This is a genomic window from Kitasatospora indigofera (assembly GCF_014655955.1).
GTDB classification, from domain to species: domain Bacteria; phylum Actinomycetota; class Actinomycetes; order Streptomycetales; family Streptomycetaceae; genus Kitasatospora; species Kitasatospora indigofera.
The window spans coordinates 43,306-66,333 of the sequence record NZ_BNBO01000010.1 but is presented as its reverse complement, the minus strand read 5'-3'; the positions used below and the strand labels follow the sequence as shown (position 1 = coordinate 66,333).

At 74.6% G+C, this 23,028-nt stretch carries 22 protein-coding genes; 18 read left to right on the top strand and 4 right to left on the bottom strand.

What is annotated here, in order from left to right; translation table 11 throughout:
* Positions 1–61 precede the first annotated feature (61 nt).
* From IE329_RS11990 to IE329_RS11970, 5 genes are all read left to right on the top strand, one after another.
* The gene (locus tag IE329_RS11990) at positions 62–1,423 is read left to right on the top strand and encodes an alpha/beta fold hydrolase (protein WP_190210849.1); all 1,362 of its coding nucleotides are present in this window, start codon (positions 62–64) and stop codon (positions 1,421–1,423) included.
* A gap of 105 nt (positions 1,424–1,528) precedes the next feature.
* Entirely contained in the window at positions 1,529–2,071 is a 543-nt protein-coding gene (tsaE, locus tag IE329_RS11985; protein ID WP_190210848.1) for a tRNA (adenosine(37)-N6)-threonylcarbamoyltransferase complex ATPase subunit type 1 TsaE, read from the top strand.
* Positions 2,072–2,176: 105 nt separating this feature from the next.
* The gene (locus IE329_RS11980; protein WP_190210847.1) at positions 2,177–2,410 is read left to right on the top strand and encodes a hypothetical protein; all 234 of its coding nucleotides are present in this window, start codon (positions 2,177–2,179) and stop codon (positions 2,408–2,410) included.
* Positions 2,411–2,669: 259 nt separating this feature from the next.
* Positions 2,670–3,188: a SigE family RNA polymerase sigma factor gene (locus IE329_RS11975; RefSeq protein ID WP_190210846.1), complete on the top strand. Its 519-nt coding sequence runs from the start codon at positions 2,670–2,672 to the stop codon at positions 3,186–3,188.
* 68 nt (positions 3,189–3,256) lie between these two features.
* Entirely contained in the window at positions 3,257–4,114 is an 858-nt protein-coding gene (locus IE329_RS11970) for a hypothetical protein (protein ID WP_190210845.1), read from the top strand.
* 195 nt (positions 4,115–4,309) lie between these two features.
* Here IE329_RS11970 and IE329_RS11965 read toward each other — a convergent pair whose 3' ends face one another.
* Complete coding sequence (locus tag IE329_RS11965) at positions 4,310–4,882, bottom strand: hypothetical protein (protein ID WP_190210921.1); 573 nt, start codon at positions 4,880–4,882, stop codon at positions 4,310–4,312.
* Between the two features lie 208 nt (positions 4,883–5,090).
* Here IE329_RS11965 and tsaB point away from each other — a divergent pair, with 208 nt between their 5' ends.
* From tsaB to IE329_RS11940, 5 genes are all read left to right on the top strand, one after another.
* Complete coding sequence (tsaB, locus tag IE329_RS11960) at positions 5,091–5,744, top strand: tRNA (adenosine(37)-N6)-threonylcarbamoyltransferase complex dimerization subunit type 1 TsaB (protein WP_190210844.1); 654 nt, start codon at positions 5,091–5,093, stop codon at positions 5,742–5,744.
* Between the two features lie 50 nt (positions 5,745–5,794).
* Positions 5,795–6,280, top strand: coding sequence for a ribosomal protein S18-alanine N-acetyltransferase (gene rimI / locus IE329_RS11955; RefSeq protein ID WP_190210843.1), 486 nt, complete (start codon positions 5,795–5,797; stop codon positions 6,278–6,280).
* Positions 6,273–7,412, top strand: a complete 1,140-nt coding sequence (gene tsaD / locus IE329_RS11950) for a tRNA (adenosine(37)-N6)-threonylcarbamoyltransferase complex transferase subunit TsaD (RefSeq protein WP_229927375.1) — start codon at positions 6,273–6,275, stop codon at positions 7,410–7,412. Before rimI ends, tsaD begins: the two co-directional genes overlap by 8 nt.
* Complete coding sequence (locus tag IE329_RS11945; protein WP_190210842.1) at positions 7,409–7,669, top strand: hypothetical protein; 261 nt, start codon at positions 7,409–7,411, stop codon at positions 7,667–7,669. The genes tsaD and IE329_RS11945 overlap by 4 nt, the downstream gene beginning before the upstream one ends.
* A gap of 79 nt (positions 7,670–7,748) precedes the next feature.
* Entirely contained in the window at positions 7,749–8,645 is an 897-nt protein-coding gene (locus tag IE329_RS11940; RefSeq protein ID WP_190210841.1) for a polysaccharide deacetylase family protein, read from the top strand.
* Positions 8,646–8,685: 40 nt separating this feature from the next.
* Here the strand turns inward: IE329_RS11940 and IE329_RS11935 are convergent, their stop codons facing one another.
* The gene (locus tag IE329_RS11935; RefSeq protein ID WP_190210840.1) at positions 8,686–9,870 is read right to left on the bottom strand and encodes a class I SAM-dependent methyltransferase; all 1,185 of its coding nucleotides are present in this window, start codon (positions 9,868–9,870) and stop codon (positions 8,686–8,688) included.
* 360 nt (positions 9,871–10,230) lie between these two features.
* Between IE329_RS11935 and groES the strand changes: the two genes are divergently transcribed.
* From groES to IE329_RS11920, 3 genes are all read left to right on the top strand, one after another.
* Complete coding sequence (gene groES, locus IE329_RS11930; protein ID WP_049654366.1) at positions 10,231–10,536, top strand: co-chaperone GroES; 306 nt, start codon at positions 10,231–10,233, stop codon at positions 10,534–10,536.
* A 116-nt stretch (positions 10,537–10,652) separates the two neighbouring features.
* Entirely contained in the window at positions 10,653–12,284 is a 1,632-nt protein-coding gene (groL, locus tag IE329_RS11925; protein ID WP_190210839.1) for a chaperonin GroEL, read from the top strand.
* Positions 12,285–12,414: 130 nt separating this feature from the next.
* Positions 12,415–13,416 (top strand): LysR family transcriptional regulator, encoded by a 1,002-nt coding sequence (locus IE329_RS11920; RefSeq protein ID WP_190210838.1) that lies wholly within the window; start codon positions 12,415–12,417, stop codon positions 13,414–13,416.
* A gap of 414 nt (positions 13,417–13,830) precedes the next feature.
* Here IE329_RS11920 and IE329_RS11915 read toward each other — a convergent pair whose 3' ends face one another.
* Positions 13,831–14,157, bottom strand: coding sequence for a WhiB family transcriptional regulator (locus IE329_RS11915; RefSeq protein ID WP_073924269.1), 327 nt, complete (start codon positions 14,155–14,157; stop codon positions 13,831–13,833).
* Positions 14,158–14,710: 553 nt separating this feature from the next.
* Here IE329_RS11915 and IE329_RS11910 point away from each other — a divergent pair.
* From IE329_RS11910 to IE329_RS11895, 4 genes are all read left to right on the top strand, one after another.
* Positions 14,711–15,322, top strand: a complete 612-nt coding sequence (locus IE329_RS11910) for a response regulator transcription factor (RefSeq protein ID WP_014136228.1) — start codon at positions 14,711–14,713, stop codon at positions 15,320–15,322.
* Between the two features lie 556 nt (positions 15,323–15,878).
* Positions 15,879–16,436: an RNA polymerase sigma factor ShbA gene (shbA, locus tag IE329_RS11905; RefSeq protein WP_073924730.1), complete on the top strand. Its 558-nt coding sequence runs from the start codon at positions 15,879–15,881 to the stop codon at positions 16,434–16,436.
* Between the two features lie 385 nt (positions 16,437–16,821).
* The gene (guaB, locus tag IE329_RS11900) at positions 16,822–18,336 is read left to right on the top strand and encodes an IMP dehydrogenase (protein WP_190210837.1); all 1,515 of its coding nucleotides are present in this window, start codon (positions 16,822–16,824) and stop codon (positions 18,334–18,336) included.
* Positions 18,337–18,503: 167 nt separating this feature from the next.
* Complete coding sequence (locus IE329_RS11895) at positions 18,504–19,631, top strand: GuaB3 family IMP dehydrogenase-related protein (protein ID WP_190210836.1); 1,128 nt, start codon at positions 18,504–18,506, stop codon at positions 19,629–19,631.
* A 90-nt stretch (positions 19,632–19,721) separates the two neighbouring features.
* Here the strand turns inward: IE329_RS11895 and IE329_RS11890 are convergent, their stop codons facing one another.
* Positions 19,722–20,288 (bottom strand): hypothetical protein, encoded by a 567-nt coding sequence (locus tag IE329_RS11890; RefSeq protein WP_190210835.1) that lies wholly within the window; start codon positions 20,286–20,288, stop codon positions 19,722–19,724.
* A gap of 277 nt (positions 20,289–20,565) precedes the next feature.
* Here IE329_RS11890 and IE329_RS11885 point away from each other — a divergent pair, with 277 nt between their 5' ends.
* Entirely contained in the window at positions 20,566–22,575 is a 2,010-nt protein-coding gene (locus IE329_RS11885; protein WP_190210834.1) for a serine/threonine-protein kinase, read from the top strand.
* Positions 22,576–23,028: the final 453 nt, after the last annotated feature.

Sequence of the window (23,028 nt, the reverse complement as noted above, 5' to 3'; positions counted from 1 at the left end):
GGACGCCGACCGTCGAGCGATGACGGTCGAGAGATGACCGTCGAGAGATGAACGGGGAGAGATGAGCGAGGAGGGCGGGGGAAGCCCGATCGTGGCCGTGGCCCGGGCCGCCGAGACCGCCTCGGCCGGCGTCAGCCGGGCCGGGCTGATCGGCATCTCGGTCGGCGTGGTCGCGGCCGGCGCCGCGGCGGGCGTCGCGGTCGAGCGGCTGACGGTCGGCCGGGCCATGCGGCGCCGGGCCCGGGAGGCGCTGGACGCCACCGCCTCCTACGGCTCGCTGCGCGGCCGCCCGCGCACCGTCGCCGCCCCGGACGGCACCGAGCTGTACGTCGAACTCGACGGCAGCGGCTGGCCCGGCCCGGTCCAGGTGCACCCCGAGGAGCAGAAGGGCCCCAGACGCGGCTGGTTCGCCCGGCGGCGCGGCGAACCGGGGCCGGTCGACCGCAGCGGCCTGCCTGGACTGCTCGCCGGCTCCGGCGCACTGGTGCGGGCCAGCAGCAGACGGGGGTTCGGCGGCTCCGCCGTACCGGCCGGAGCCCCGCTGACCGTGGTCTTCTGCCACGGCTACTGCCTCAGCCAGGACAGCTGGCACTTCCAGCGGGCCGCGCTGCGCGAGGGCATGCGGCTGGTCTTCTGGGACCAGCGCAGCCACGGCCGCTCCGAGCGCTCCCGCTCCTTCCTGGCGGGCGAGCCGGCCAGCATCGACCAGCTCGGCGGTGACCTCAAGGCCGTCATCGACGCCGTCGCGCCCGAGGGGCCGCTGGTCCTGGTCGGGCACTCGATGGGCGGGATGACGGTGATGGCGCTCGCCGACCGCCACCCCGAGCTGTTCCGCGAACGGGTGGCCGGGATCGCCCTGGTCGGCACCCTGGCGAGCGACTGGGACAGCGTCACCCTCGGTCTGCCGGCCCTCGGCGCGAAGGTCTTCCGGCGGGTCGCCCCCGGGATGATGAAGCTGCTCGGCCGTCAGGTCGAACTGGTCGAGGCCACCCGGCGGTTCGGCGCCGACTTCGCGGCCGTCTTCTACCGCCGGTTCTCCTTCGGCACCCAGGACGTCGACCCCGGCGTGGCCCGCTTCGCCGAGCAACTGCTGGACGCCACCCCGATCGACGTGGTCGCCGAGTTCTACCCGGCCTTCGGCCGGCACGACAAGCACGCCGCGCTGGCCGCCATGCGCGGCATCCCCGCCCTCGTCCTGGCCGGCACCAAGGACCTGCTCACCCCGCCGGCGCACAGCGAGGCGATCGCCCGGGAGCTGCCGGACGCCGAACTGCTGCTGGTCGAGAACGCCGGGCACCTGGTGATGCTGGAGCGCCCCGAACTGGTCGACCGCCGGCTGGCCGCGCTGCTCCAGCAGGCCGTCGAGTACGCGGGCGCGGCGCCGCTGCCGTCGTCCGTCCGGGAGGCGGGGCAGCCCGGGTGAGCCCGCGGGCGGCCCGGCCCGACGCGGGCCCGCCCGCGGATGTGGCACCGTAGCGGTGGCGCTCGACCGGCGGCGCCGCACGGATCCGAAGGGCATGACACGCGCATGGGCTCGCACGCCACTCTCACCGTTCCGACCCCCGAGCGGATGGGCCGGCTCGGCCGCGAACTGGCCGGGCTGCTGCGCCCGGGGGACTTGGTGCTGCTCTCCGGCGAACTGGGCGCCGGCAAGACCACGCTGACCCGCGGCCTGGGGGAGGGGCTCGGGGTGCGGGGCGCCGTCACCTCACCGACCTTCGTGATCGCCCGGGTCCACCCGTCCCTGGTGGGCGGACCGGCGCTGGTGCACGTGGACGCGTACCGGCTGGGCGGCGGCCTGGACGAGATGGAGGACCTCGACCTGGACGTCTCGCTGCCTGAGTCGGTGGTGGTGGTCGAGTGGGGCGAGGGCAAGGTCGAACAGCTCTCCGAGGACCGGCTGGAGGTGCGGATCGAGCGCACCCTCGGCGGCGCGGTGCCCGGGGCGACGGACGGCGGCCCGGCCGCCGAGGACGAGGCCGGGGACGACTCGGACCCGCGCCGGGTGGTGCTGACCGGGCTCGGCCGGCGCTGGGACACCGTGGAGCTGGCGGCGCTGGCCGAGGACTGACGGCGGGACAGGATCCCGACAGGCTGTCGGGAAGATGTTGCGGCCGGGGTGCCGGGCGTGGTGGGATGGGTGCTGCGGTTAGGTCTGCCTAACTAGGGAGGCGCCATGTCGAGCACCACCCCCGCCCCGGAGCGCGCCCCGCGTGACCGGGCCGGCGAGCCCGCCCGTCCTGCCTCCGACCAGGGCCCGCGCCCTGACGAGGCCCCCGCCGCCGCGCCCCTGCCCGGGGCCGCGATGCGTACGCTGCTGGCCGCCTGCGCCGCCGCCGAGGCCGTCTCCACACCGCCCGGGCGCCGCGGACCGGCCGCCCGGCCGGGGGAGCGGCGCACCGCCGCCTGACCACGCCTGCCGCCCGGCCGCACGCCCTGTCCGGCCGCGCCCGCTGTTCGAGCGCGCCCGCCGGCCGCACCGTCGCTTCGCCCGGCACGTCCCGGGCCGCGCGGACCCGCCCCCGTCCGGATGCCCGGGCACGCCCGGAATCCGGGCCCGGCCGGCGCGGGCGGGCCCGGACGCAACACTTCGCGGCGCTCGCCCCGTGTAGAGGGAAGTGGGCGTACGCGGTGCGCCGGGGACCTCGTGTGAGGAGTGGCCGGGCGGAATGTCACCGGACCTGGAGAGATCGTTCGACGAGTTCGTCGCGAGCCGGTACCCGGCCCTGCGCCGGACGGGGTTCCTGCTGTGCGGCGACTGGCACCTGGCCGAGGACCTGGTGCAGACGACGCTGGTGAAGCTGTACGCGCGGTGGCCGCGGCTGCGCGATCCGCAGAGCGCGAGCGGCTACGCCCGGACCACGCTGGTGCGCAGCTTCGTCGACACCCGTCGGCTGCGGCGATCGAGTGAGGTGGTGGCGTCCGAGCTGCCCGACGGGCCCGGGCCCGGGACGTCCGGCGGATCGGGGGACCCCGAACGGCGGCTGGCCCTGCTGGCCGCGCTCGCGCGGGTGACCCCGGCCTACCGGGCCGTGCTGGTGCTGCGGTTCTGGGAGGACCAGACCATCGAGGCGACCGCGGCGATCCTGCGGCAGAGCACCGGCACGGTGAAGTCCAACACCAGCCGGGGCCTGGTCCAGCTGCGCGCGATCCTGGGCGACTCGCTGCACGAGATCGCCGCCGGATGACCCCGCCGGCCCCCGCCCCGCGGGCGGGTTCCCACCTGACGAGTACCGAAGACGGAAGGACGTCCGGCATGGACCGGGAGGATCCGGCGTTCGGCGCCGAGGAGATCGGCGCACTGTTCCGCACCGTGCTGGACCGGCCCGAGCCGGCCGCACCGGAAGCGCTGCTCGCGCGGGTGCGCCGCGACGGCGGGCGGCTGCGCCGTCGCCGTCGCCTGCTGGCGGGCATCGGCGCGGCGGTGGCGGTGGGCGTGCTGGCGGGGGCCGGCTGGGCCGTCGGCGTCCGGCCCGCCGCCACGACCACGGCCGTACCCGCCGGCCCGAGCTCCCCGGCCGCGACCGCGCCGGGCACCCCCGCCCCGGCGACCGGCGGCGCACCGGCCGACGCGCCCTACCGCGGGGCGACCGTCCGGTACTACCGCGAGCTCAACGCCCGGCCGAACCAGGACCTGCTGGCCTTCCTGCGGGCCCACCTGCCCGCGGACTTCACCCGCGTCACCGACGGCACCGAGCAGATGCCCCCCGGCCAGTACGACCTCACCCGCACCGACGGCGGACAGGTCGTCGTCGTCCGGGACGCGTTGTCCACGCCCATCGACCGCGACGCACCGAACGCCGCCTGCCTGCCCCGGATCCACCCGGGCGGCACGGAGGAGGCCACCGGCACGGACTGCACCAGCCGCACCCTGCCGGACGGCTCGGTCGTCCTGGTCTCCCACGCGCCCGGGACGCTGCGGGGGAGGACCGCCGTCCTCAACGTCCTCACCCCCGACGGCAGGACCTGCACCCTGTGGTTCCTGCGCAAGGTCGACGGTCCCGACGGGACCCTGCCCACCGTGTCGCTCGACCAACTGCTCGCCCTCGCCGAGACGCCCGGCCTGGTGGCGGCCGTGCACGACGGCTGGCAGGAGGCGCCTCCCCAGCCGTGATCCGCGAGGCTGGACCGGCGGCCCTGGACCGGCGCCCTGGACCGGCGCCCTGGACCGGCGGCCCTGGACCGGCGGCCCTGAACCGGCGCCCTGGACCGGCGGCCCTGGACCCCGCCCCCGGCCGGTCACCCGGCGCGGCGGCGGCAGGGCCGCCGGGTCAGCAGGCCGGGGCGTGACCGGGGGCCCGGCCGGGCGTCAGGCGACGACCACGACCTTGGTCCCGTTCGGCGCGAAGTCCCAGAGCAGCTGGCCGTTCTGCCGGCTCTGCCGGATGCCGCCGGTCTTCACGGCCGGGTCCGGCGTCGGCAGGGCGCCGTCCTGGGCGGCGCTGAAGCCGAAGACGATGCCGTTCTGCTGGGCGAACAGCACCACGTGCTCGATCTGCTTGCCGTCGGTGCCGGTGGTGGTGGGCCGCCGGCTGTAGACCGTGTAGCTGCCCGCGGTCGGCTCGACCGACCCCGGTGTCACCGTGAAGGCCGCCACCACCTGCGGCGTCTTCTTCGGGTCGACCAGCCAGACGGTGTGCGTGCCCAGGGAGTACACCACCCGCAGGCCGGCGCCCGAGGTGGCGGGCACCGCGGGGATCGTCGGCGTGGCGGAGGCGGTCGGCGCTGCGGTGGAGGCGGAGGGGCCGGGGGCGGCGGTGCTCGCGGCCGGCTTCGGCGGTCCGCCGGCCCGGTCCACGGCGCCGTTGGCCTGGAAAGCCAGCAGGCTCACCAAGGCCAGGGCCCCCACGGTCAGCCCGGTGACCACCACTCCAGGACCCATCTTCGCCACGTGTGCTCCCACCGCCGTCCGGAACTGTCGGCCCCAATCGTGCCAGGTCCGCCGGGCGCGCCCGCACCGGTCCGGACGTGTGTTCCGTCCTGGCACGGAAATCCGGCCGGCGGGAGCGACGAGGACGGCCTGCGGGACCGACGGGGACCGACCGGTGGGAGCGACGAGGACGGCCTGCGGGACCAACTAACCTGGACCCGTGCTGCTGCTCGCGTTCGACACCGCCACCCCCGCCGTCACCGCGGCCGTCCACGACGGCACGGCCGTCCTCGCCGAGACCTTCACGGTCGACGCCAGACGCCACGGTGAGCTCCTGCTGCCCGCCGTCGACCAGGTGCTGCGGGAGGCAGGTGTCGACAAGCACCGGCTGACCGGCGTCGTGGTGGGCGTCGGGCCCGGCCCGTACACCGGCCTGCGGGTCGGCCTGGTCACCGCCGCCGCGCTCGGCCACGCGCTCGGCCTCCCCGTGCACGGCGTCTGCACCCTCGACGCGATCGCCCACCAGGCCCGCGCCGAGGGCCTCACCGGGCCGTTCACGGTCGCCACCGACGCGCGCCGCAAGGAGGTCTACTGGGCCTCGTACGACGCCGGCGGCGCCCGGACGGCCGGCCCGGCGGTGGACCGCCCGGCCGAGCTGACGCCCGGCCCGCGCTCGGTCGGCGCCGGCGCGCTGCTCTACCCCGGCAGCTTCCCGGACGCGACCGGCCCCGAGCACGTCTCGGCCGGCGCGCTGGCCGCCTTCGCCGCCGCCGAGCTGACCGCCGGGCGCGAGCTGCTGCCCTGCGTCCCGCTGTACCTGCGGCGCCCCGACGCGCAGGTCCCGGCCGGGTACAAGGCGGTGCTCCCGGCGTGACACGCGGCCCGAACGGCGCCGCCGGCCCCGGCGGGGCCACCCTGCGGCCCATGCGCTGGTGGGACATCGCCCCGGTGATGGAGTTGGAGCTGCGGCTCTTCCCGGAGGACGCCTGGTCCACCGGCATGTACTGGTCCGAGCTGGCCGAGACCCACCCCGGCGGCACCCGCCACTACACCGTCGCCACCACCCCCGACGGCGCCGTGGCCGGCTACGCGGGCCTCATGGTGGTGGCCGGCGAGGGCGATGTGCAGACCATCGCCGTCGACGAGCGACTGCAGGGCGCCGGGCTCGGCGCCGTGCTGCTCGCCGACCTGGTCCAGGAGTCCGCCCGGCGCGGCTGCACCGAACTGCTGCTGGAGGTGCGGGTGGACAACCCGCGCGCCCAGCGCCTGTACGAGCGCTTCGGGTTCGAGCCGGTCGGCATCCGGCGCGGCTACTACCAGCCCGCCAACGTGGACGCGCTGGTGATGCGCCTGGACCACCCGAGCACCGATCCGAAGACCGACGTGATGAAGGACCCCCGCCATGGCTGACGAACCGCTCGTCCTCGGCATCGAGACCTCCTGCGACGAGACCGGCGTCGGCATCGTCCGCGGCACCACCCTGCTCGCCGACGCCGTCGCCTCCAGCGTCAACGACCACGCCCGCTACGGCGGCGTGGTGCCCGAGATCGCCAGCCGCGCGCACCTGGAGGCGATGGTCCCGACCATCCAGCGCGCGCTGGACACGGCCGGCGTCAAGGCCTCCGACCTGGACGGCATCGCCGTCACCGCCGGGCCCGGCCTGGCCGGCGCCCTGCTGGTCGGGGTCAGCGCCGCGAAGGCCTACGCCTGGGCGCTGGACAAGCCGCTCTACGGGGTGAACCACCTCGCCTCGCACATCTGCGTCGACCAGCTGGAGCACGGCCGGCTGCCCTCGCCCACGATGGCCCTGCTGGTCTCCGGCGGGCACTCCTCGTTGCTGCTCAGCGAGGACATCACCAGTGACGTCCGCCCGCTCGGCGCGACCATCGACGACGCGGCCGGCGAGGCCTTCGACAAGGTCGCCCGGGTGCTCGGCCTGGGGTTCCCCGGCGGCCCGGTGGTCGACCGGATGGCCCGCGAGGGCGACCCGCGGTCGATCGCCTTCCCGCGCGGGCTGAGCGGCGCCAAGGACCCGGCGTACGACTTCTCCTTCTCCGGCCTGAAGACCGCGGTGGCCCGCTGGGTGGAGGCGAAGCGCCGGGCCGGCGAGGACGTGCCGGTGGCGGACGTGGCGGCGTCCTTCCAGGAGGCGGTCACCGACGTGCTGACCCGCAAGGCCGTCAAGGCCTGCAAGGACAGCGGCGTGGACCACCTGATGATCGGCGGCGGGGTGGCCGCCAACTCGCGGCTGCGCGAGATGGCCCAGCAGCGCTGCGACAAGGCCGGCATCCGGCTGCGGGTGCCGCGTCCGGGCCTGTGCACCGACAACGGCGCGATGGTCGCCGCGCTCGGGTCCGAGATGGTCTGGCGGGGCCGCACGCCGTCCTCCGCCGACCTCTCCGCGGACTCCTCGCTGCCCGTCACCGAGGTCCACGTGCCCGCCGCGGGCGCGGCCGCGGGTGCCGGTGGTGCGGGTGCGGACGGCGGGGCGCACGGCGACGTCCACGGCCAGGCCTACCGGGCGCTCGGCGGCGGACGGTGACCCTCGCCGCGATGTGGGAGGCCCGGGCGGCCGACGGCCGCGCCGCCGAGCTGACCGCCTGGGTGCACGCCACCGCGCTGCCCGCGCTGCGCGGCGCCGCGGGCCTGGAGCGCACCGAGGTGCTCGGCGCGCCGGGCGGCCGGGTGCTGCTGGTCACCTGGTGGGAGGGCGCCCCGGTGGCGGTCGCCGACCCGCCGGCCGACCTGGTCGCCCGGCCGGTCCACCGCTGGGAGTTCACCAGCCAACACGTCGAGTAGCGCCCTGCCGGGGGAACCGGCCGCCGGCCGGTAGCGTGCTTCCTGGGAGTCGGCTGAACGATCTGGGGGGCACGGCGCGGTGGAGCGGTACGCGTGGAGCAGGACGAGGACGTACGCGGTGGGGGCGCTGGCACTGGCCGCGCTGGCCGCCGGCTGCGGGGGCGCCGGCCCCGAGGTGCCGAGCGGCCCGCCGGCCACCGCCGCGGGCTCGGGGACCGCGTCGCGGCCGGCCGCGCCGCCCGGTGCCGGCCCGGCCGCGCCGGCCGCCGACGCGGCCGTGGCGGTCTGGACGAAGTGGAACCTCAAGCCGCTGCCGCCCGCCCCGGCGCCGCCCGCGGACAAGCCGCTGAAGCTCGCCGCCGGCGGCGCCGTGCCGGTCTTCAGCGAAGTCCCGACCACCGACAAGGTCGTCTTCGTCACCCTCGACGACGGTGCCGAGAAGGACCCGAGGTTCGTCGAGATGCTCACCGACCTCAAGGTGCCGGTCTCGATGTTCCTGACCCGCGACATCGTCAAGAACGACTACGGCTACTTCAAGCCGTTGCAGGCCCTCGGCAACCACATCCACAACCACACCACCGACCACCCGGCGATGAGCACCAAGCCGGCCGACGTCCAGAAGTCCGAGGTCTGCGACGCGCAGTCCGCGCTCACCCAGCAGTACGGCGTCGCCCCGATGCTGTTCCGCCCGCCGTACGGCGACGGCGCCCACACCGCCGCGCTCAACACGGCGGTGCAGCAGTGCGGACCTCGGGCGATCGTGCTCTGGCGCGAGTCGATGCAGATCCACGACATGCAGTACCAGGCGGCCGACAAGAAGCTGAAGCCCGGCGACATCATCCTCGCCCACTTCCGGGGCCCCAAGGACCTCAAGGGCGAGACGATGACCCAGATGTTCGGCGAACTGCTCAGCCGGATCCAGGAACAGGGCTTCGCGGTGGCCCGGCTGGAGGACTACATCAAGCCACCGGCGTAGCCGGCGCGGCCCGGGACCTCCCGGGCCCGCGCGGCCCGGGTCACCCGCCGGCCGCCCCGTCGACGGGCCGGCCGATCATCATCAGGTGCCCGTCGCCGACCCGGGACAGGATCACGGTGGCGGTGGCGGGCCCCTGGGGCTTCAGCTTCTGCCGCAGCTCCTCCGGGGTCATGGAGAGGCCGCGCTTCTTGATCACCACGGTGCCCACGCCACGCTCGCGCAGCAGCGCCTTGAGCTTCTTCACGTTGAACGGCAGGACGTCGGTGAGCTCGAAGGCGTGCGCGTACGGGGTGGCCACCAGGCGGTCCGAGGTCAGGTAGGCGATCATCGGGTCGATCAGCCGGCCGTCCACCTGCGCGGCGACCTCGGCGACCAGGTGGGCGCGGATCACCGCGCCGTCCGGCTCGTACAGGTAGCGCCCGACCGGCCCGGCCGGCGGGTCCGGCAGGGTGCCGCCGGCCAGTGTGCGGTCGTGCGGCAGCAGGGTCGCCCGGTGCGGCGCCCCGGCCCCGGTGCCGAACCAGAGCACCGCCTCCTTGACGTCGCCGTGGTCGGAGACCCACTCGGCCTCGGCGTCCTCGGGGACCAGCTCGTGCGGGATGCCCGGGGCGATCTTCAGCGCGCCGAACGGCGTCCGCCGGGCCGCCCCGACCGCCCAGGACAGCGGCGGGGAGTACGCCTCGGGGTCGAAGACCCTGCCCTTGGTGGTCCGCCGCGCGGGGTCGGTGAACACCGCGTCGTAGCCGGTCACGTCCACCTCGCCGACGTCCGCGCAGCGCACCTCGATCAGCTCGGCCAGGCCCAGCGCCGCGGCGTTCGCCCGGGCCGCCGCGCAGGCGGCCGGGTCGCGGTCGACCGCGAGGACGAAGATCCCCTGCCGGGCCAGTGCCACGGCGTCCCCGCCGATCCCGCAGCACAGGTCGGCCAGCCGCCGGACGCCCAGCCCGGCGAACCGCTTGGCCCGCCACTCGGCCACGCTGCGCCGGGTGGACTGCTCGACGCCGTTCGGCGTGAAGTACATCAGGTCCGCGTCGTCGCCGAACTTGGCCCGGGCCCGCTGCCGCAGCCGGGCCTGGCCCAGCGCGGCGGAGACCAGGTCCGCCGGGTGGTCGCGGCGCAGCCGGGTGGCCAGCGCCAGCTCGCCGGCGGGATCGTACGAGCGCAGCTCGGCGAGCAGCGACTGCCCCTCGGGGGTCAGCAGGGCCTGCAGGTTCTCGGTCTCCACCCGCCCATTCTCGCCGCTCGGGCGGGGCCGGAGGGCGATCGGGCGGCGGGCGGCGGGAACGGCGGCGGCCGCCGGATCGGCGCCGGCCGGGGCGGGGCGACCCGGGGCGCGCCGCACCCTCGCCGCGCAGGCGGTCCGCACCCGGCCGATCCGTACGGGCTTGCGACTCCGGGAATCCCCCGGCCGCGCCGTTGGCACTCTGGTTGACTGAGTGCTAACCGCGGCCTATGGTCAGTCCTGGCACTCCCCACCGGGTGAGTGCTAACACGGTGAAGCGTGTCTGACCCCCGCGACGGCAGGCACGCAGGCACCACAACTACCTGTAAGACAACCCCGTAATCTCCGAAGGGGAGCTCGGACGTGACCACCAGCAGCAAGGTTGCCATCAAGCCGCTCGAGGACCGCATCGTGGTCCAGCCGCTCGACGCCGAGACCACCACGGCCTCCGGCCTGGTTATCCCGGACACCGCCAAGGAGAAGCCCCAGGAGGGCGTCGTCCTGGCCGTCGGCCCGGGTCGCTTCGAGGACGGCCAGCGTCTTCCGCTCGACCTCGCCGTGGGCGACATCGTCCTGTACTCGAAGTACGGCGGCACCGAGGTGAAGTACAAGGGCGAGGAGTACCTCGTCCTCTCGGCCCGCGACGTCCTCGCGGTCATCGAGAAGTAAGACCTCACGGGCCCGCGGGCCCGTATCCGCCCGCCCCGGATCCGTGTCTTCACCGACAGGGGCCCGGGGCGCGGCTGTTGGCTCACGCATTCAGTAACCCTGAGGGAAACGGGAACATGCCGAAGATTCTGCAGTTCGACGAGGACGCCCGCCGCTCGCTGGAGCGCGGCGTGAACAAGCTGGCCGACACGGTCAAGGTGACCATCGGTCCCAAGGGCCGCAACGTCGTCATCGACAAGAAGTTCGGCGCCCCGACCATCACCAACGACGGTGTCACCATCGCCCGCGAGGTCGAGCTCGACGACCCGTACGAGAACCTTGGCGCCCAGCTCGTCAAGGAGGTCGCCACCAAGACCAACGACGTCGCGGGTGACGGCACCACCACCGCCACCGTGCTGGCCCAGGCCCTGGTCAACGAGGGTCTGCGCAACGTCGCCGCGGGCGCCGGCCCGGCCGCCCTGAAGAAGGGCATCGACAAGGCCGTCGCGGCCGTGTCCGAGCACCTCCTCTCGATCGCCCGCGAGGTCGACGGCAAGGACGACATCGCCGCCGTCGCCGGTCTCTCGGCGCAGGACTCGCAGGTCGGCGAGCTCATCGCCGAGGCGATCGACAAGGTCGGCAAGGACGGTGTCATCACCGTCGAGGAGTCGAACACCTTCGGCGTGGAGCTCGACTTCACCGAGGGCATGCAGTTCGACAAGGGCTACCTGTCGCCGTACTTCGTCACCGACGCGGAGCGTCAGGAAGCGGTCCTGGAGGACCCCTACATCCTGATCAACCAGGGCAAGATCTCCTCCATCCAGGAGCTGCTCCCGCTGCTGGAGAAGATCCTTCAGGGCGGTGCCTCCAAGCCGCTGCTGATCATCGCCGAGGACGTCGACGGCGAGGCGCTGTCCACCCTCGTGGTGAACAAGATCCGTGGCACCTTCAACGCGGTGGCCGTCAAGGCCCCGGGCTTCGGTGACCGCCGCAAGGCCATCCTGGGCGACCTGGCCACCCTCACCGGTGCCACCGTCATCTCCGAGGAGGTCGGCCTCAAGCTCGACCAGGCCGGCCTGGAGGTGCTGGGCACCGCCCGTCGCGTCACCATCACCAAGGACGACACCACGGTCGTCGACGGTGCCGGTGACACCGAGGCCGTCGCCGGCCGCGTCGCCCAGATCAAGGCCGAGATCGCCAACACCGACTCGGACTGGGACCGCGAGAAGCTGCAGGAGCGCCTGGCCAAGCTGGCCGGCGGCGTCTGCGTGATCAAGGTCGGCGCCGCCACCGAGGTGGAGCTCAAGGAGCGCAAGCACCGCCTGGAGGACGCCATCTCGGCGACCCGTGCCGCGGTCGAGGAGGGCATCGTCGCCGGTGGTGGCGCCTCCCTCGTGCACGCGCAGAAGGTGCTCGACGGCAGCCTGGGCCTGTCCGGCGACGAGGCGACCGGTGTCGCCGTCGTCCGCAAGGCGCTCGCCGAGCCGCTGCGCTGGATCGCCCAGAACGCCGGCCTCGAGGGCTACGTCATCACCCACAAGGTCGCCGAGCTGGAGGCGGGCTTCGGCTACAACGCCGCCACCGGCGAGTACGGCGACCTGCTGAAGGCCGGCGTCATCGACCCGGTCAAGGTCACCCGCTCCGCGCTGGAGAACGCCGCCTCGATCGCCTCGCTGCTGCTCACCACCGAGACCCTCGTGGTGGAGAAGCCGGCCGAGGAGGAGGCCGGCGCCGGTCACTCGCACGGCGGCCACGGCCACTCGCACTGACACCTCACGGTGACCGGAGGCCCGGCCGCACCCCCTCGGGGTGCGGCCGGGCCTCCGGCGTGCTGTTCCAACGTTCAACCACATATCAGCGGAGTTTTGCGGGCGGCAAAGAATGCCTTATAACTGAGGCATGATCGAGGCCCGCCACCTGCGCGTCCTGCGTGCCGTCGCCCGCACCGGCTCCTTCTCCGCCGCCGCCCGCGAGCTGGGCTGCACCCAGCCCGCCATCAGCCAGCAGATGAAGGCCCTGGAGAAGTCCGTGGACACCCCGCTGGTGGTCCGGGCCGGCCGGGGCATGCAGCTCAGCGAGGCCGGCCGGGTGCTGCTGAAGCACGCCAACGGCATTCTGGCCGGGCTGTCGGCCGCCGAGGAGGAGGTCGCCGCGATCGCCGGCCTGCGGGCCGGGCGGGTGCGGCTGGTGTCCTTCCCCACCGCCAGCTCCACGCTGGTGCCGCCCGCCGTGGCCCGGTTGCGCGCCAGCCACCCCGGGGTCCGGGTGTCGCTGGTCGAGGCGGAGCCCACCGAGTCGCTGGCGATGCTGCGCGGCGGCGAGTGCGAGGTCGCGCTGGCCTTCCGCTACCCCGACTCGCAGGGCGGCCTGGCCGTCCCCTCCCCGCACAGCACCCCGCGCGAGGCGCGCGCGGAGGCGACCCTGGAGGCGGCGGCCGCGGCGGCCGCCAACGACTGGTCCGACCTGGTGGTCCGGCCGCTGCTGGACGATCCGCTGGTCGGCCTGCTGCCGGCCGGCCACCCGCTGGCCGGCCGGACCGGCGGCGCGCCGGTGGAGCTGGCGGAACTCGCCGAGGAGCAGTGGATCGCCGGCTGCCCGCAGTGCCGCGGCCATCTGGTGGAACTCTGCGCGGGTTCGGGGTTCGAGCCGAGGATCGACTTCGCCACCGACGACTACCCGGCGGTGGTCGGCCTGGTCGCGGCCGGGCTCGGGGTGGCGGTGCTGCCGGGGCTCGCGCTGGACTCGGTGCGCCAGGACGGCGTGTCGGCCGTCCAGTTGCGGGCCGCCTCGGGGGAGCCGGCGATGCGCCAGGTGGTGGCGCTGACCCTCCCCGACCTCGCCGAGGTGCCGGCCGTGGCCCTGATGCTCGACCGGCTGGCGGGCTCCGCGGCCGGCCGCTGAAGCGAGCGCCCACCGGGACGCGCCGGCCGAGCGGATGCGCGGGGCGGAGCCGACCGTGGGGCGGGGCGGACGCGCGGGGCGGAGGACACGCCCGGGCGTGCCGGCCGAGACGAGGTTCTTCGGGCGGTGCGGGCGGGTCACGCCGGACGGGTGCGCCCGTCGGGACGTCGCGGGCGCCGGGCCGGGCGGTGCGGCCGGGGACGGTCCGTCAGGCCGGCCGGCGTGGAGCGCCGCGGCGGTGCGCGGTGCGGTGCGGCCGGGGTGGCGCGACACGGTCGCGCGGCCGGGTCCGGTGGTGGCCGGCCCGGGTGCTCCGGTGCGCCGTGGCGGCCGGGCGACGGCACGGTGGGTGCCGGTCCGGGGCGCCATGGAAACCGTGAAGAAACGTTTCTTCACGGCCGGTGTGTCGTCCTTCTAGCGCCGTACTCCCGAGGGCATCGTCAGCGGGACCTCGACCAGGCGGTTGCGCGAACGGCCCATCATCTCCTCGCGTTCGTCCTCGGTGAGGCCGCCCCAGACGCCGTACGGCTCACGGACCGCCAGGGCGTGGGCCGCGCACTCGGTGCGTACCGGGCAGCGCATGCAGACCTCCTTGGCACTGGCCTCGCGCGAACTGCGCGCGGCGCCGCGCTCGCCCTCCGGGTGGAAGAAGAGCGAGCTGTCCACGCCTCGGCAGGCGGCGGAGAGCTGCCAGTCCCAAAGGTCCGCGTTGGGGCCGGGGAGGCGGGAAAAATCTGCCATGGCTCATTCCCTTCAAGGGCTCGTCGGCCCCGCGCCGGCCCGGGGATCGCTCGGCTCGGCTCGGCGGGGCTTCGGTGCGCTGGTGTGGACACCTGGAAATATGACTTAAGGCAACCTCATGGACAAGTCACCCACAGAGTGGCACAACAGTCAATGACCGTACAAAAGCTATAAAAACGGGCAAAGTGGGCATGTGGTTTGGCGGGCAGGGACGTGGCAATCGAGTGGCCGGACCGGGCGAGCGGGCCCGTACCGGCGTGCGCGTCGCGCGCCGACCGCGCACCAGCTGCAGAAAAGTGCGGCGCGCGCCCCGCGATGCGGCTGATCCGTAATGGGTTGGCCACGTACAGTGGTGGAGATGGCCCTGAAGGCCGTAACTCATTCGAGTGACGGTCGTTGGATGTGCGGAGGCGGTTAGCGGGCGCCGGACGTCGGGAACGATCGCGGGGAGAACCGGCGATCAGCACGAGGTCTGTCGCCAATCGGCCGTGTCGGAGAGATTCGTACCAGCCAGGAGGCTCAACGTGACGCGGATCAGCAGCGGAGGACGGTCATGACTTCCGTTCTCGTTTGCGACGATTCCCCGCTCGCCCGCGAGGCGCTTCGCCGCGCGGTCGCGACCGTACCCGGTGTCGACCGGGTCACCACCGCGACGAACGGTGAGGAGGTCCTCCGCCGCTGGGTGGCCGACCGCTCCGACCTCGTCCTGATGGACGTCCGGATGCCCGGACTCGGCGGCGTCGAGACGGTGCGGCGGCTGCTGTCCGCCGACCCGGGCGCCCGCATCATCATGCTCACCGTCGCCGAGGACCTCGACGGCGTCGCCCTCGCGGTGGCCGCCGGGGCGCGCGGGTACCTGCACAAGGACGCCTCGCGCGCCGAACTGCGGGCCACCGTCACCCAGGCCCTCGCCGACCCGACCTGGCGGCTCGCCCCGCGCCGGCTGCGCAGCCCCGACATGGGTGCGGCGCCGACGCTGACGGCGCGTGAGATCCAGGTGCTGGAGGGCATGAGCCACGGCCGCAGCAACGCGGAGATCGGCCGGGAGCTCTTCCTCTCCGAGGACACCGTCAAGACGCACGCCCGGCGGCTGTTCAAGAAGCTCGGCGCCTCGGACCGCGCGCACGCGGTGGCCCTGGGATTCAGGTGGGGTCTGGTCCGCTGACCGGCCCCGGCCTGCCGCCCGCGGCACCCTCCTCGCGATTCCCCTCGCGCAGACGTGTGACGTTACGGTCCCGAGGTTGCACCATGGAGGAGTGGAGCACCTCGGGGACCAGCGGACAGGCACTGCGGCGGACGACGCAGCCGCAGGACACTCGGCGGACGGCGCGGCAGACGGGACAACCGACGGCGGCGGGGCGGGAGGCGGCACGGTGGACGACGGCCCGGGGCTCGGCCCGCCGGTGCCCACCACGCCCACGGGCGACCGGCCGGTACCGGCTGTGGCGGCGGGGACGCATAACGTTCCGGTGCACAACTCCGGACGCGGTGCCATGTTTTCCGGCCCGACCAGGCACCATGGACCGATGCGCGACGACGTTTCCACCGCTCCCGGCGGGGCGGACCCAGAGGAGGCCGGGCTCACCGGCCCGGGTCAGGAGTCGCCGTACGCCGACGGCCCGCCGGATCCCGGCGCCGACGCGGGGCCGGACGCAGGGCCGGATGCGGGGCCCGGGGCCACCGAGCGCCCGCCCGTCCTGGGCACCGCCGGATCTCCGCTGATGGCCGACCTGGTCGCCGCCGCCGTGCGCGGCGAGGGCCCGGCCATCGACACCCTGCTGGCCTACGTCCACCCGCTGGCGCTGCGCTACTGCCGCGGCCGGCTGGTGCGGCTGCCCGGCGGGGCCCGCCACCACGTGGACGACATCGCCCAGGAGGTCTGCGTCGCGGTGCTCTGCGCGCTGCCGCGCTACCGGGACCAGGGCCGGCCCTTCGAGGCCTTCGTCTACGGGATCGCCGCGCACAAGATCGCCGACCTGCAGCGGGCCGCGATGCGCGGGCCGGGATCGACCGTGATCCCGCCCGACGACCTGCCCGAGCTGCCGGACGACGCGCTCGGCCCGGAGGAGCGCGCGCTGCTCAGCAGTGACGCGGCCTGGGCCAAGGAACTGCTCTCCAACCTGCCGGCCCGTCAGCGGGAGCTGGTCCTGCTCAGGGTTGCCGCCGGGCTGTCGGCGGAGGAGACCGGTGAGGTGCTCGGCATGTCGCCGGGTGCGGTGCGGGTCGCCCAGCACCGGGCGCTGAGCAGACTGCGGGCCCTGGCGGAGGAGTCCTCCTGAACGCCGCGCCGCGGGCCGCGCACGGGTCGTGCGTGCGGGCCGCCGGTTGAACGCGGCGTGATCGTACCGGCACGTACGGGCCGTGGAATCACTCACGTGTGACCGGTGTTGTCAAGGGGGCGCGAGTCGGCATTCCCGGTGCCAGTACCATGGGGTATCGGCGCCTGGGCTGGTCGCCAAAGTTTCGTGGGTGCGGACGGGGTTCTCCTGGAGGTTCCTCCAAGGCATCGAGCGTTGCGGTGGCCTGTGCCCGTGCCGGTGAGCGCGCGGGTGGGACGGCGCCGTACCCGGTTGTCCGTCCGCCCGACGAAGGATCAGTGCGCCCCCACCCTCAGCCGGGCGCATTGCAGTTGAATTCGGCCGGCCACGGAAGGTAACCCCCAAGATGCCCATCAACGACGGCGTCAACGCCGCAGGCGTACCCGAGAAGTTCGCGATGCTCGGACTGACGTACGACGACGTCCTGCTGCTGCCCGGGGCCTCCGAGGTGCTGCCGAACCAGGTGGACACGTCCTCGCGGGTCTCCCGCAACGTGCGGGTCAACATCCCGCTGCTGTCGGCCGCCATGGACAAGGTCACCGAGTCGCGGATGGCGATCGCGATGGCCCGCCAGGGCGGCGTCGGCGTCCTGCACCGCAACCTCTCGATCGAGGACCAGGTCAACCAGGTCGACCTGGTCAAGCGCTCCGAGTCCGGCATGGTGACCGACCCGATCACGGTCGGCCCGGAGACCACCCTCGGCGAGGCGGACGCGCTCTGCGCCAAGTTCCGGATCAGCGGCGTGCCGATCGCCGACGAGTCGGGCCGGCTGCTGGGCATCGTCACCAACCGCGACATGGCCTTCGAGTCGGACCGCAGCCGCAAGGTCCGCGAGATCATGACGCCGATGCCGCTGATCACCGGCAAGGTCGGCATCTCCGGCGAGGACGCGATCGGGCTGCTCCGCCGCCACAAGATCGAGAAGCTGCCGCTGGTCGACGACGAGGGCCGGATCAAGGGCCTGATCACCGTCAAGGACTTCGTCAAGGCCGAGAAGTACCCGAACGCCGCCAAGGACGCCGAGGGCCGCCTGCTGGTCGGCGCCGCCGTCGGCGCCAGCGCCGAGGCCTTCGACCGCGCCCAGGCGCTGGTCGGCGCCGGCGTGGACTTCCTGGTGGTCGACACCTCGCACGGGCACAGCCACAACGCGCTGTCCTGGATCGCCAAGATCAAGGCCGCCGTCGGCGTGGACGTCGTCGGCGGCAACGTCGCCACCCGGGACGGCGCCCAGGCGCTGATCGACGCCGGCGTGGACGGCGTCAAGGTCGGCGTCGGCCCCGGCTCGATCTGCACCACCCGGGTGGTCGCCGGCATCGGCGTCCCGCAGGTCACCGCGATCTACGAGGCCGCGGTGGCGTGTCAGGCGGCCGGCGTCCCGGTGATCGGCGACGGCGGCCTGCAGTACTCCGGCGACATCGGCAAGGCGCTCGCCGCCGGCGCCGACACCGTGATGCTCGGCAGCCTGCTGGCCGGCTGCGAGGAGTCGCCCGGCGAGCTGATGTTCATCAACGGCAAGCAGTTCAAGTCCTACCGCGGCATGGGCTCGCTGGGCGCCATGCAGTCGCGCGGCCAGGGCCGCTCGTACTCCAAGGACCGCTACTTCCAGGCCGAGGTCTCCTCGGACGACAAGCTCGTCCCCGAGGGCATCGAGGGCCAGGTGCCCTACCGCGGCCCGCTGTCCGCGGTGCTGCACCAGCTGGTCGGCGGCCTGCGCCAGACCATGGGCTACGTGGGCGCCGCCACCGTCGCCGAGATGGAGAGCAAGGGCCGGTTCGTCCGGATCACCTCGGCGGGCCTCAAGGAGAGCCACCCGCACGACATCCAGATGACCGTCGAGGCACCGAACTACACCAGCCGCTGAGCACACCCCGCTCCGCGGACCCCGCGAGGCCCGTCACCGGCCGGTGACGGGCCTCGCCCCGTGTCCGCCCGTTGACCGGCTGCGCCGTAGCGGTCCGCCGGTGCGGGATACTGGGGTCGGCCGGGGTGACCCGGCAGGTATGAGCAAAAAAACCGGAAGGGCTCGAAGTGACTGAGATCGAGATCGGGCGAGGCAAGCGCGGACGCCGGGCGTACTCCTTCGACGACATCGCCGTCGTCCCCAGCCGCCGTACGCGGGACCCGAAGGAGGTCTCGATCGCCTGGCAGATCGACGCCTACCGCTTCGAGCTGCCGTTCCTGGCCGCCCCGATGGACAGCGTGGTCTCCCCGCAGCAGGCCATCAACATCGGCCGGCTCGGCGGGCTCGGCGTGCTGAACCTCGAAGGCCTGTGGACCCGGTACGAGGACCCGCAGCCGCTGCTCGACGAGATCGCCGCGATCACCGACCAGGCCACCGCGACCCGCCGCCTGCAGGAGATCTACGCCGCCCCGATCCAGGCCGACCTGATCGGGCAGCGCATCAAGGAGGTCCGCGAGTCGGGCGTCGTGACGGCCGCCGCGCTGTCGCCGCAGCGCACCGCGGAGTTCTCCAAGGCCGTGGTGGACGCTGGCGTCGACGTCTTCGTCATCCGCGGCACCACCGTCTCCGCCGAGCACGTCTCCGGCGCGGCCGAGCCGCTGAACCTCAAGCAGTTCATCTACGAGCTGGACGTGCCGGTGATCGTCGGCGGCTGCGCCACGTACACCGCCGCGCTGCACCTGATGCGCACCGGCGCGGCCGGCGTGCTGGTCGGCTTCGGCGGCGGCGCCGCGCACACCACCCGCAACGTGCTCGGCATCCAGGTGCCGATGGCGACCGCGGTGGCGGACGTCGCGGCCGCCCGCCGGGACTACATGGACGAGTCCGGCGGCCGGTACGTGCACGTGATCGCCGACGGCGGCGTGGGCTACAGCGGCGACCTCGCCAAGGCCGTGGCTTGCGGTGCGGACGCGGTGATGATCGGCGCGGCGCTGGCGCGGGCCACCGACGCCCCGGGCAAGGGCTTCCACTGGGGCATGGAGGCCGTGCACGACGAGCTGCCGCGCGGCAAGCGGGTGGACCTCGGCACGGTCGGCAGCACCGAGGAGATCCTCACCGGCCCGTCGCACACCCCCGACGGCACCATGAACCTCTTCGGCGCCCTGCGCCGCGCGATGGCCACCACCGGCTACTCGGAGCTCAAGGAGTTCCAGCGGGTCGAGGTCACGGTCAACTCGGCGCCGCAGCACGGCTGACGACGACAGCAGCGAGGCCCCGCCGGATCCGGCGGGGCCTCGCTCGTACCCGGGGCCCGGCCGGCGCCCCGGCCTTGCCCGTGCCCGGGGTCAGGCGCTGATCCGCCGGGTGAAGACGAAGCCCTCGAAGAGCGCGATCCCGTAGAACAGCGCGTCCATCGGCTCCAGGACGGCCTTCCAGCCTTCCAGGGTGACGCTGAACTCCGGGCCGTACAGCTCGCCCAGCGAGGCGCCGGTGAGCTGGTGCAGGTACAGGCCGACCCCGAAGAACTGGCCGAGCAGCAGCGACAGCGCCGCCAGCAGCGCGCCGGCCACCGGGAGCACCGGGTTGCGGCCGCCCAGCTTGCCCAGCGGCCAGGCGACCGCCGCCGCCAGGCCGATGACCAGCCAGCCGAACTCGCGGTCCAGCGCCTTCATCAGGAACCCGTAGGCCAGCGCGCCGGCCACCGCCGCGCCCAGCGCGGCCGCCAGCGCGGCGCCGGCGTTCGGCCGGCGGGGCGCGGCGGCGGGCAGCGGGGCGTACGCGTACGGCGCGGGCGCGCCGGGCATGCCGGGCGCCACGTAGCCGGCCGGGGCCTCGGGCTCGTACAGCGGGGCGGCGTAGTGCTGGGCGGCCGGGGCTGCCTTGCCGTCAGGGCCTGGCGCGGATGCGGTCATGCGGGTTCCCCCCGGGGAAGTGTGGTGCGGCGGCGTCGAAGATAGCAGCGCCGATACGCGCTCGAACACCGGCTTTTGATTACGGGTCGGGCACAGAGCGCCGGTTGTGCAACGGCGTACGCCGGCGCGGGCCCCGTCGGGCCGGCCGCCCGGCCGGGGGGCCGGGTGGTCGCGGACCCCCCGGACAGGGGATGATGGAGGCTTGGCATGCGGAGCCCTACGCCGGGCCGATACGCCGTCACTTCGACCGCCAGCACCACATGGGGGAACTCTCCAAATGACCCAGGCGCAGGGTTCCACCGGCCGTCTCCTGGCCGGACGCTACCGGCTGGACGCGGTGCTCGGACGTGGCGGTATGGGTACCGTCTGGCGGGCCGAGGACGAGATGCTCGGCCGGGTCGTCGCGGTCAAGGAACTGCGGATGCACGGCGGTGTGGACGAGGAGGAGAAGCACCGCCTGATCGTCCGCACCCTGCGCGAGGCCAAGGCGACGGCGCGGATCCGGCACACCGCCGCGGTCACCGTCTTCGACGTGGTCGAGGAGGACGACCGGCCCTGGATCGTGATGGAGCTGGTGGAGTCCCGCTCGCTGGCCGAGGTGATCAAGGAGGACGGGCCGCTCACGCCGGTCCGGGCCGCCGAGATCGCGCTCGACGTGCTGGGCGTGCTGGTCGCCGCCCACAGCCACGGCATCCTGCACCGTGACGTCAAGCCGTCCAACGTGCTGATCGGCGAGGACGGCCGGGTGGTGCTCACCGACTTCGGCATCGCCAGCGTCGAGGGCGACGCCTCGGTGACCTCCACCGGCATGCTGGTCGGCGCCCCCTCCTACATATCGCCCGAGCGGGCCCGGGGCCAGAAGCCCGGGCCGCCGGCCGACCTGTGGTCGCTGGGCGGCACCCTGTACGCGATGCTGGAGGGCCGGCCGCCGTACGACCGGGGCTCGGCGCTCGCCACCCTGACCGCCGTGATGACCGAGGACCTGGCCGCGCCCGCCAACGCCGGACCGCTGAAGCCGGTCATCGAAGGACTGCTGGAGAAGGACCCGGCCCGGCGCCTGGACGCCTCGCAGACCCGCGCGATGCTCCGGCGGGTGGTCGCGCAGGCCACCGTGAAGTCCGAGGCGACCACCCAGCAGGCGGTGCCGGTGGCCGGCGCCGACCGGACGACCGGCGCCGCCGCTGCCGCCGCTGCCGTTGCCGCCCCGGCCGGGGAGCCGGGCACCCCGGCCGCCCCGGAGACCTCCGCGAGCGGCGCCAGGCGCCCGGTGGGCGGGCTGCTGGGCACCGTCCGGGTGGGGAGCCGCTCGAAGGCGCCCGCGCCCGCGCCCGCGCCGGCGGAGCCGGAGCGGCCCGCCGTCACGCCGCCCGCCGCCGGCGCTGCCGGTACCGCCGCCGAGGCCCCCGCGGCCGCGCCGGTGACCGGCCAGTGGTCCGCCGGTGCGACGGTCAGCGCCCGGCCCGGCGCCCGGCTGGTGCGGGCCGTCGGCGGGCGCCGGCGGGCCGTGGTCCTGGCCGTGGTGCTCGCGTTGGTGCTGATCGCCGGCGTGGTGCTGGCGAAGGCACTGGGCGGCTCCGAGCACGACGGCGCCGGCCAGGGCGGCGCGCAGAACGCGGGCGCCACCACGGCGGCCGGCGCCAACCCGCCCGCCCCGGCGGGCGACACCGCCTCGGGCGAGCCCACGGCGGGCCAGCCGGCGGCGCAGAGCCCGGCCCCGGGCGCCTCCTCCCCGGACGCCGGCCCCGGCCCGGCCCAGACCACCCCGGCCGGCGAGCCGCAGGCCCCGCGGTCCGCGAGCCCGGCCGCCGCGAGCACGCCCGCGGCGCCGGCCGGCCCCGTCGTCCCGGCCGGGTACCACGAGCACAAGGACGCCGCCGGGTTCAGCATCGTGCTGCCGGACTGGCTGGCCGCCGCGGGCGAGGACTACGACCACACCAGCCGCAAGTTCGAGGGCCAGGGCGTGAAGCTGGTCGTGGACTGGACCCAGCCGGGCGGCGCCAGCGCCCTCGCGGACTGGCAGAACGCGGAGTCCGGCCAGCGCGGCGGCTACCAGCGCGTCGCCCTGCAGGCCATCACCTACCGGCAGTGGACCAACGCCGCCGACTGGGAGTGGACCTTCAACAGCAGCGGCGGCACCCGGATGCACTCGCTCAACCGCGGCTTCGTCACCGGCGGCGGCAAGTACGGGTACGCCCTCTACTGGACGACGACGGACGCCGCCTGGGCCGCGCCCGAGAACGCCCAGGCCCGGCAGACCGGCTTCGACAGCTTCCAGCCCGCGCCGTAGCCGGGCGGGCCGGACCGTCCGGCCGGCCGGCCAGGGCCGAGCCGCCGGCCGCTCCAACCCGTCCAGCAGCCGCTCGGCGAACGGCTGGGCCTTGACCACGTCCCCGAAGCGGTGGCCGCCGGTGAGCGCGACCACCTGCGGCACCTCGCCGTTGGGCCTCGTCCGGTCCACCCGCGCCCCGGTGACCGCCGCCGGCGGAACCGGCAGCGGGGGCTCGCCGTCCTTGAGGAGGAGCAGCCGGTGGGTGGTCAGCACCAGGGTGCCGTGGCGGAAGTGGTCGGGGTGTCGGGCGGCGGTTGCCGCGACCGGCCGCTCGCCGGGTGCGATGGTGGCCTGGACGGTGCGCACGGCCGCGGCCCGGCGGTGGTGGCCGCTGTCGCCGGCCACGTCGAAGGCCACCTCGACGAGATCGGTCCGGTCCGCGGATCGAGCGTACCCGCGTGGGGCACGTAC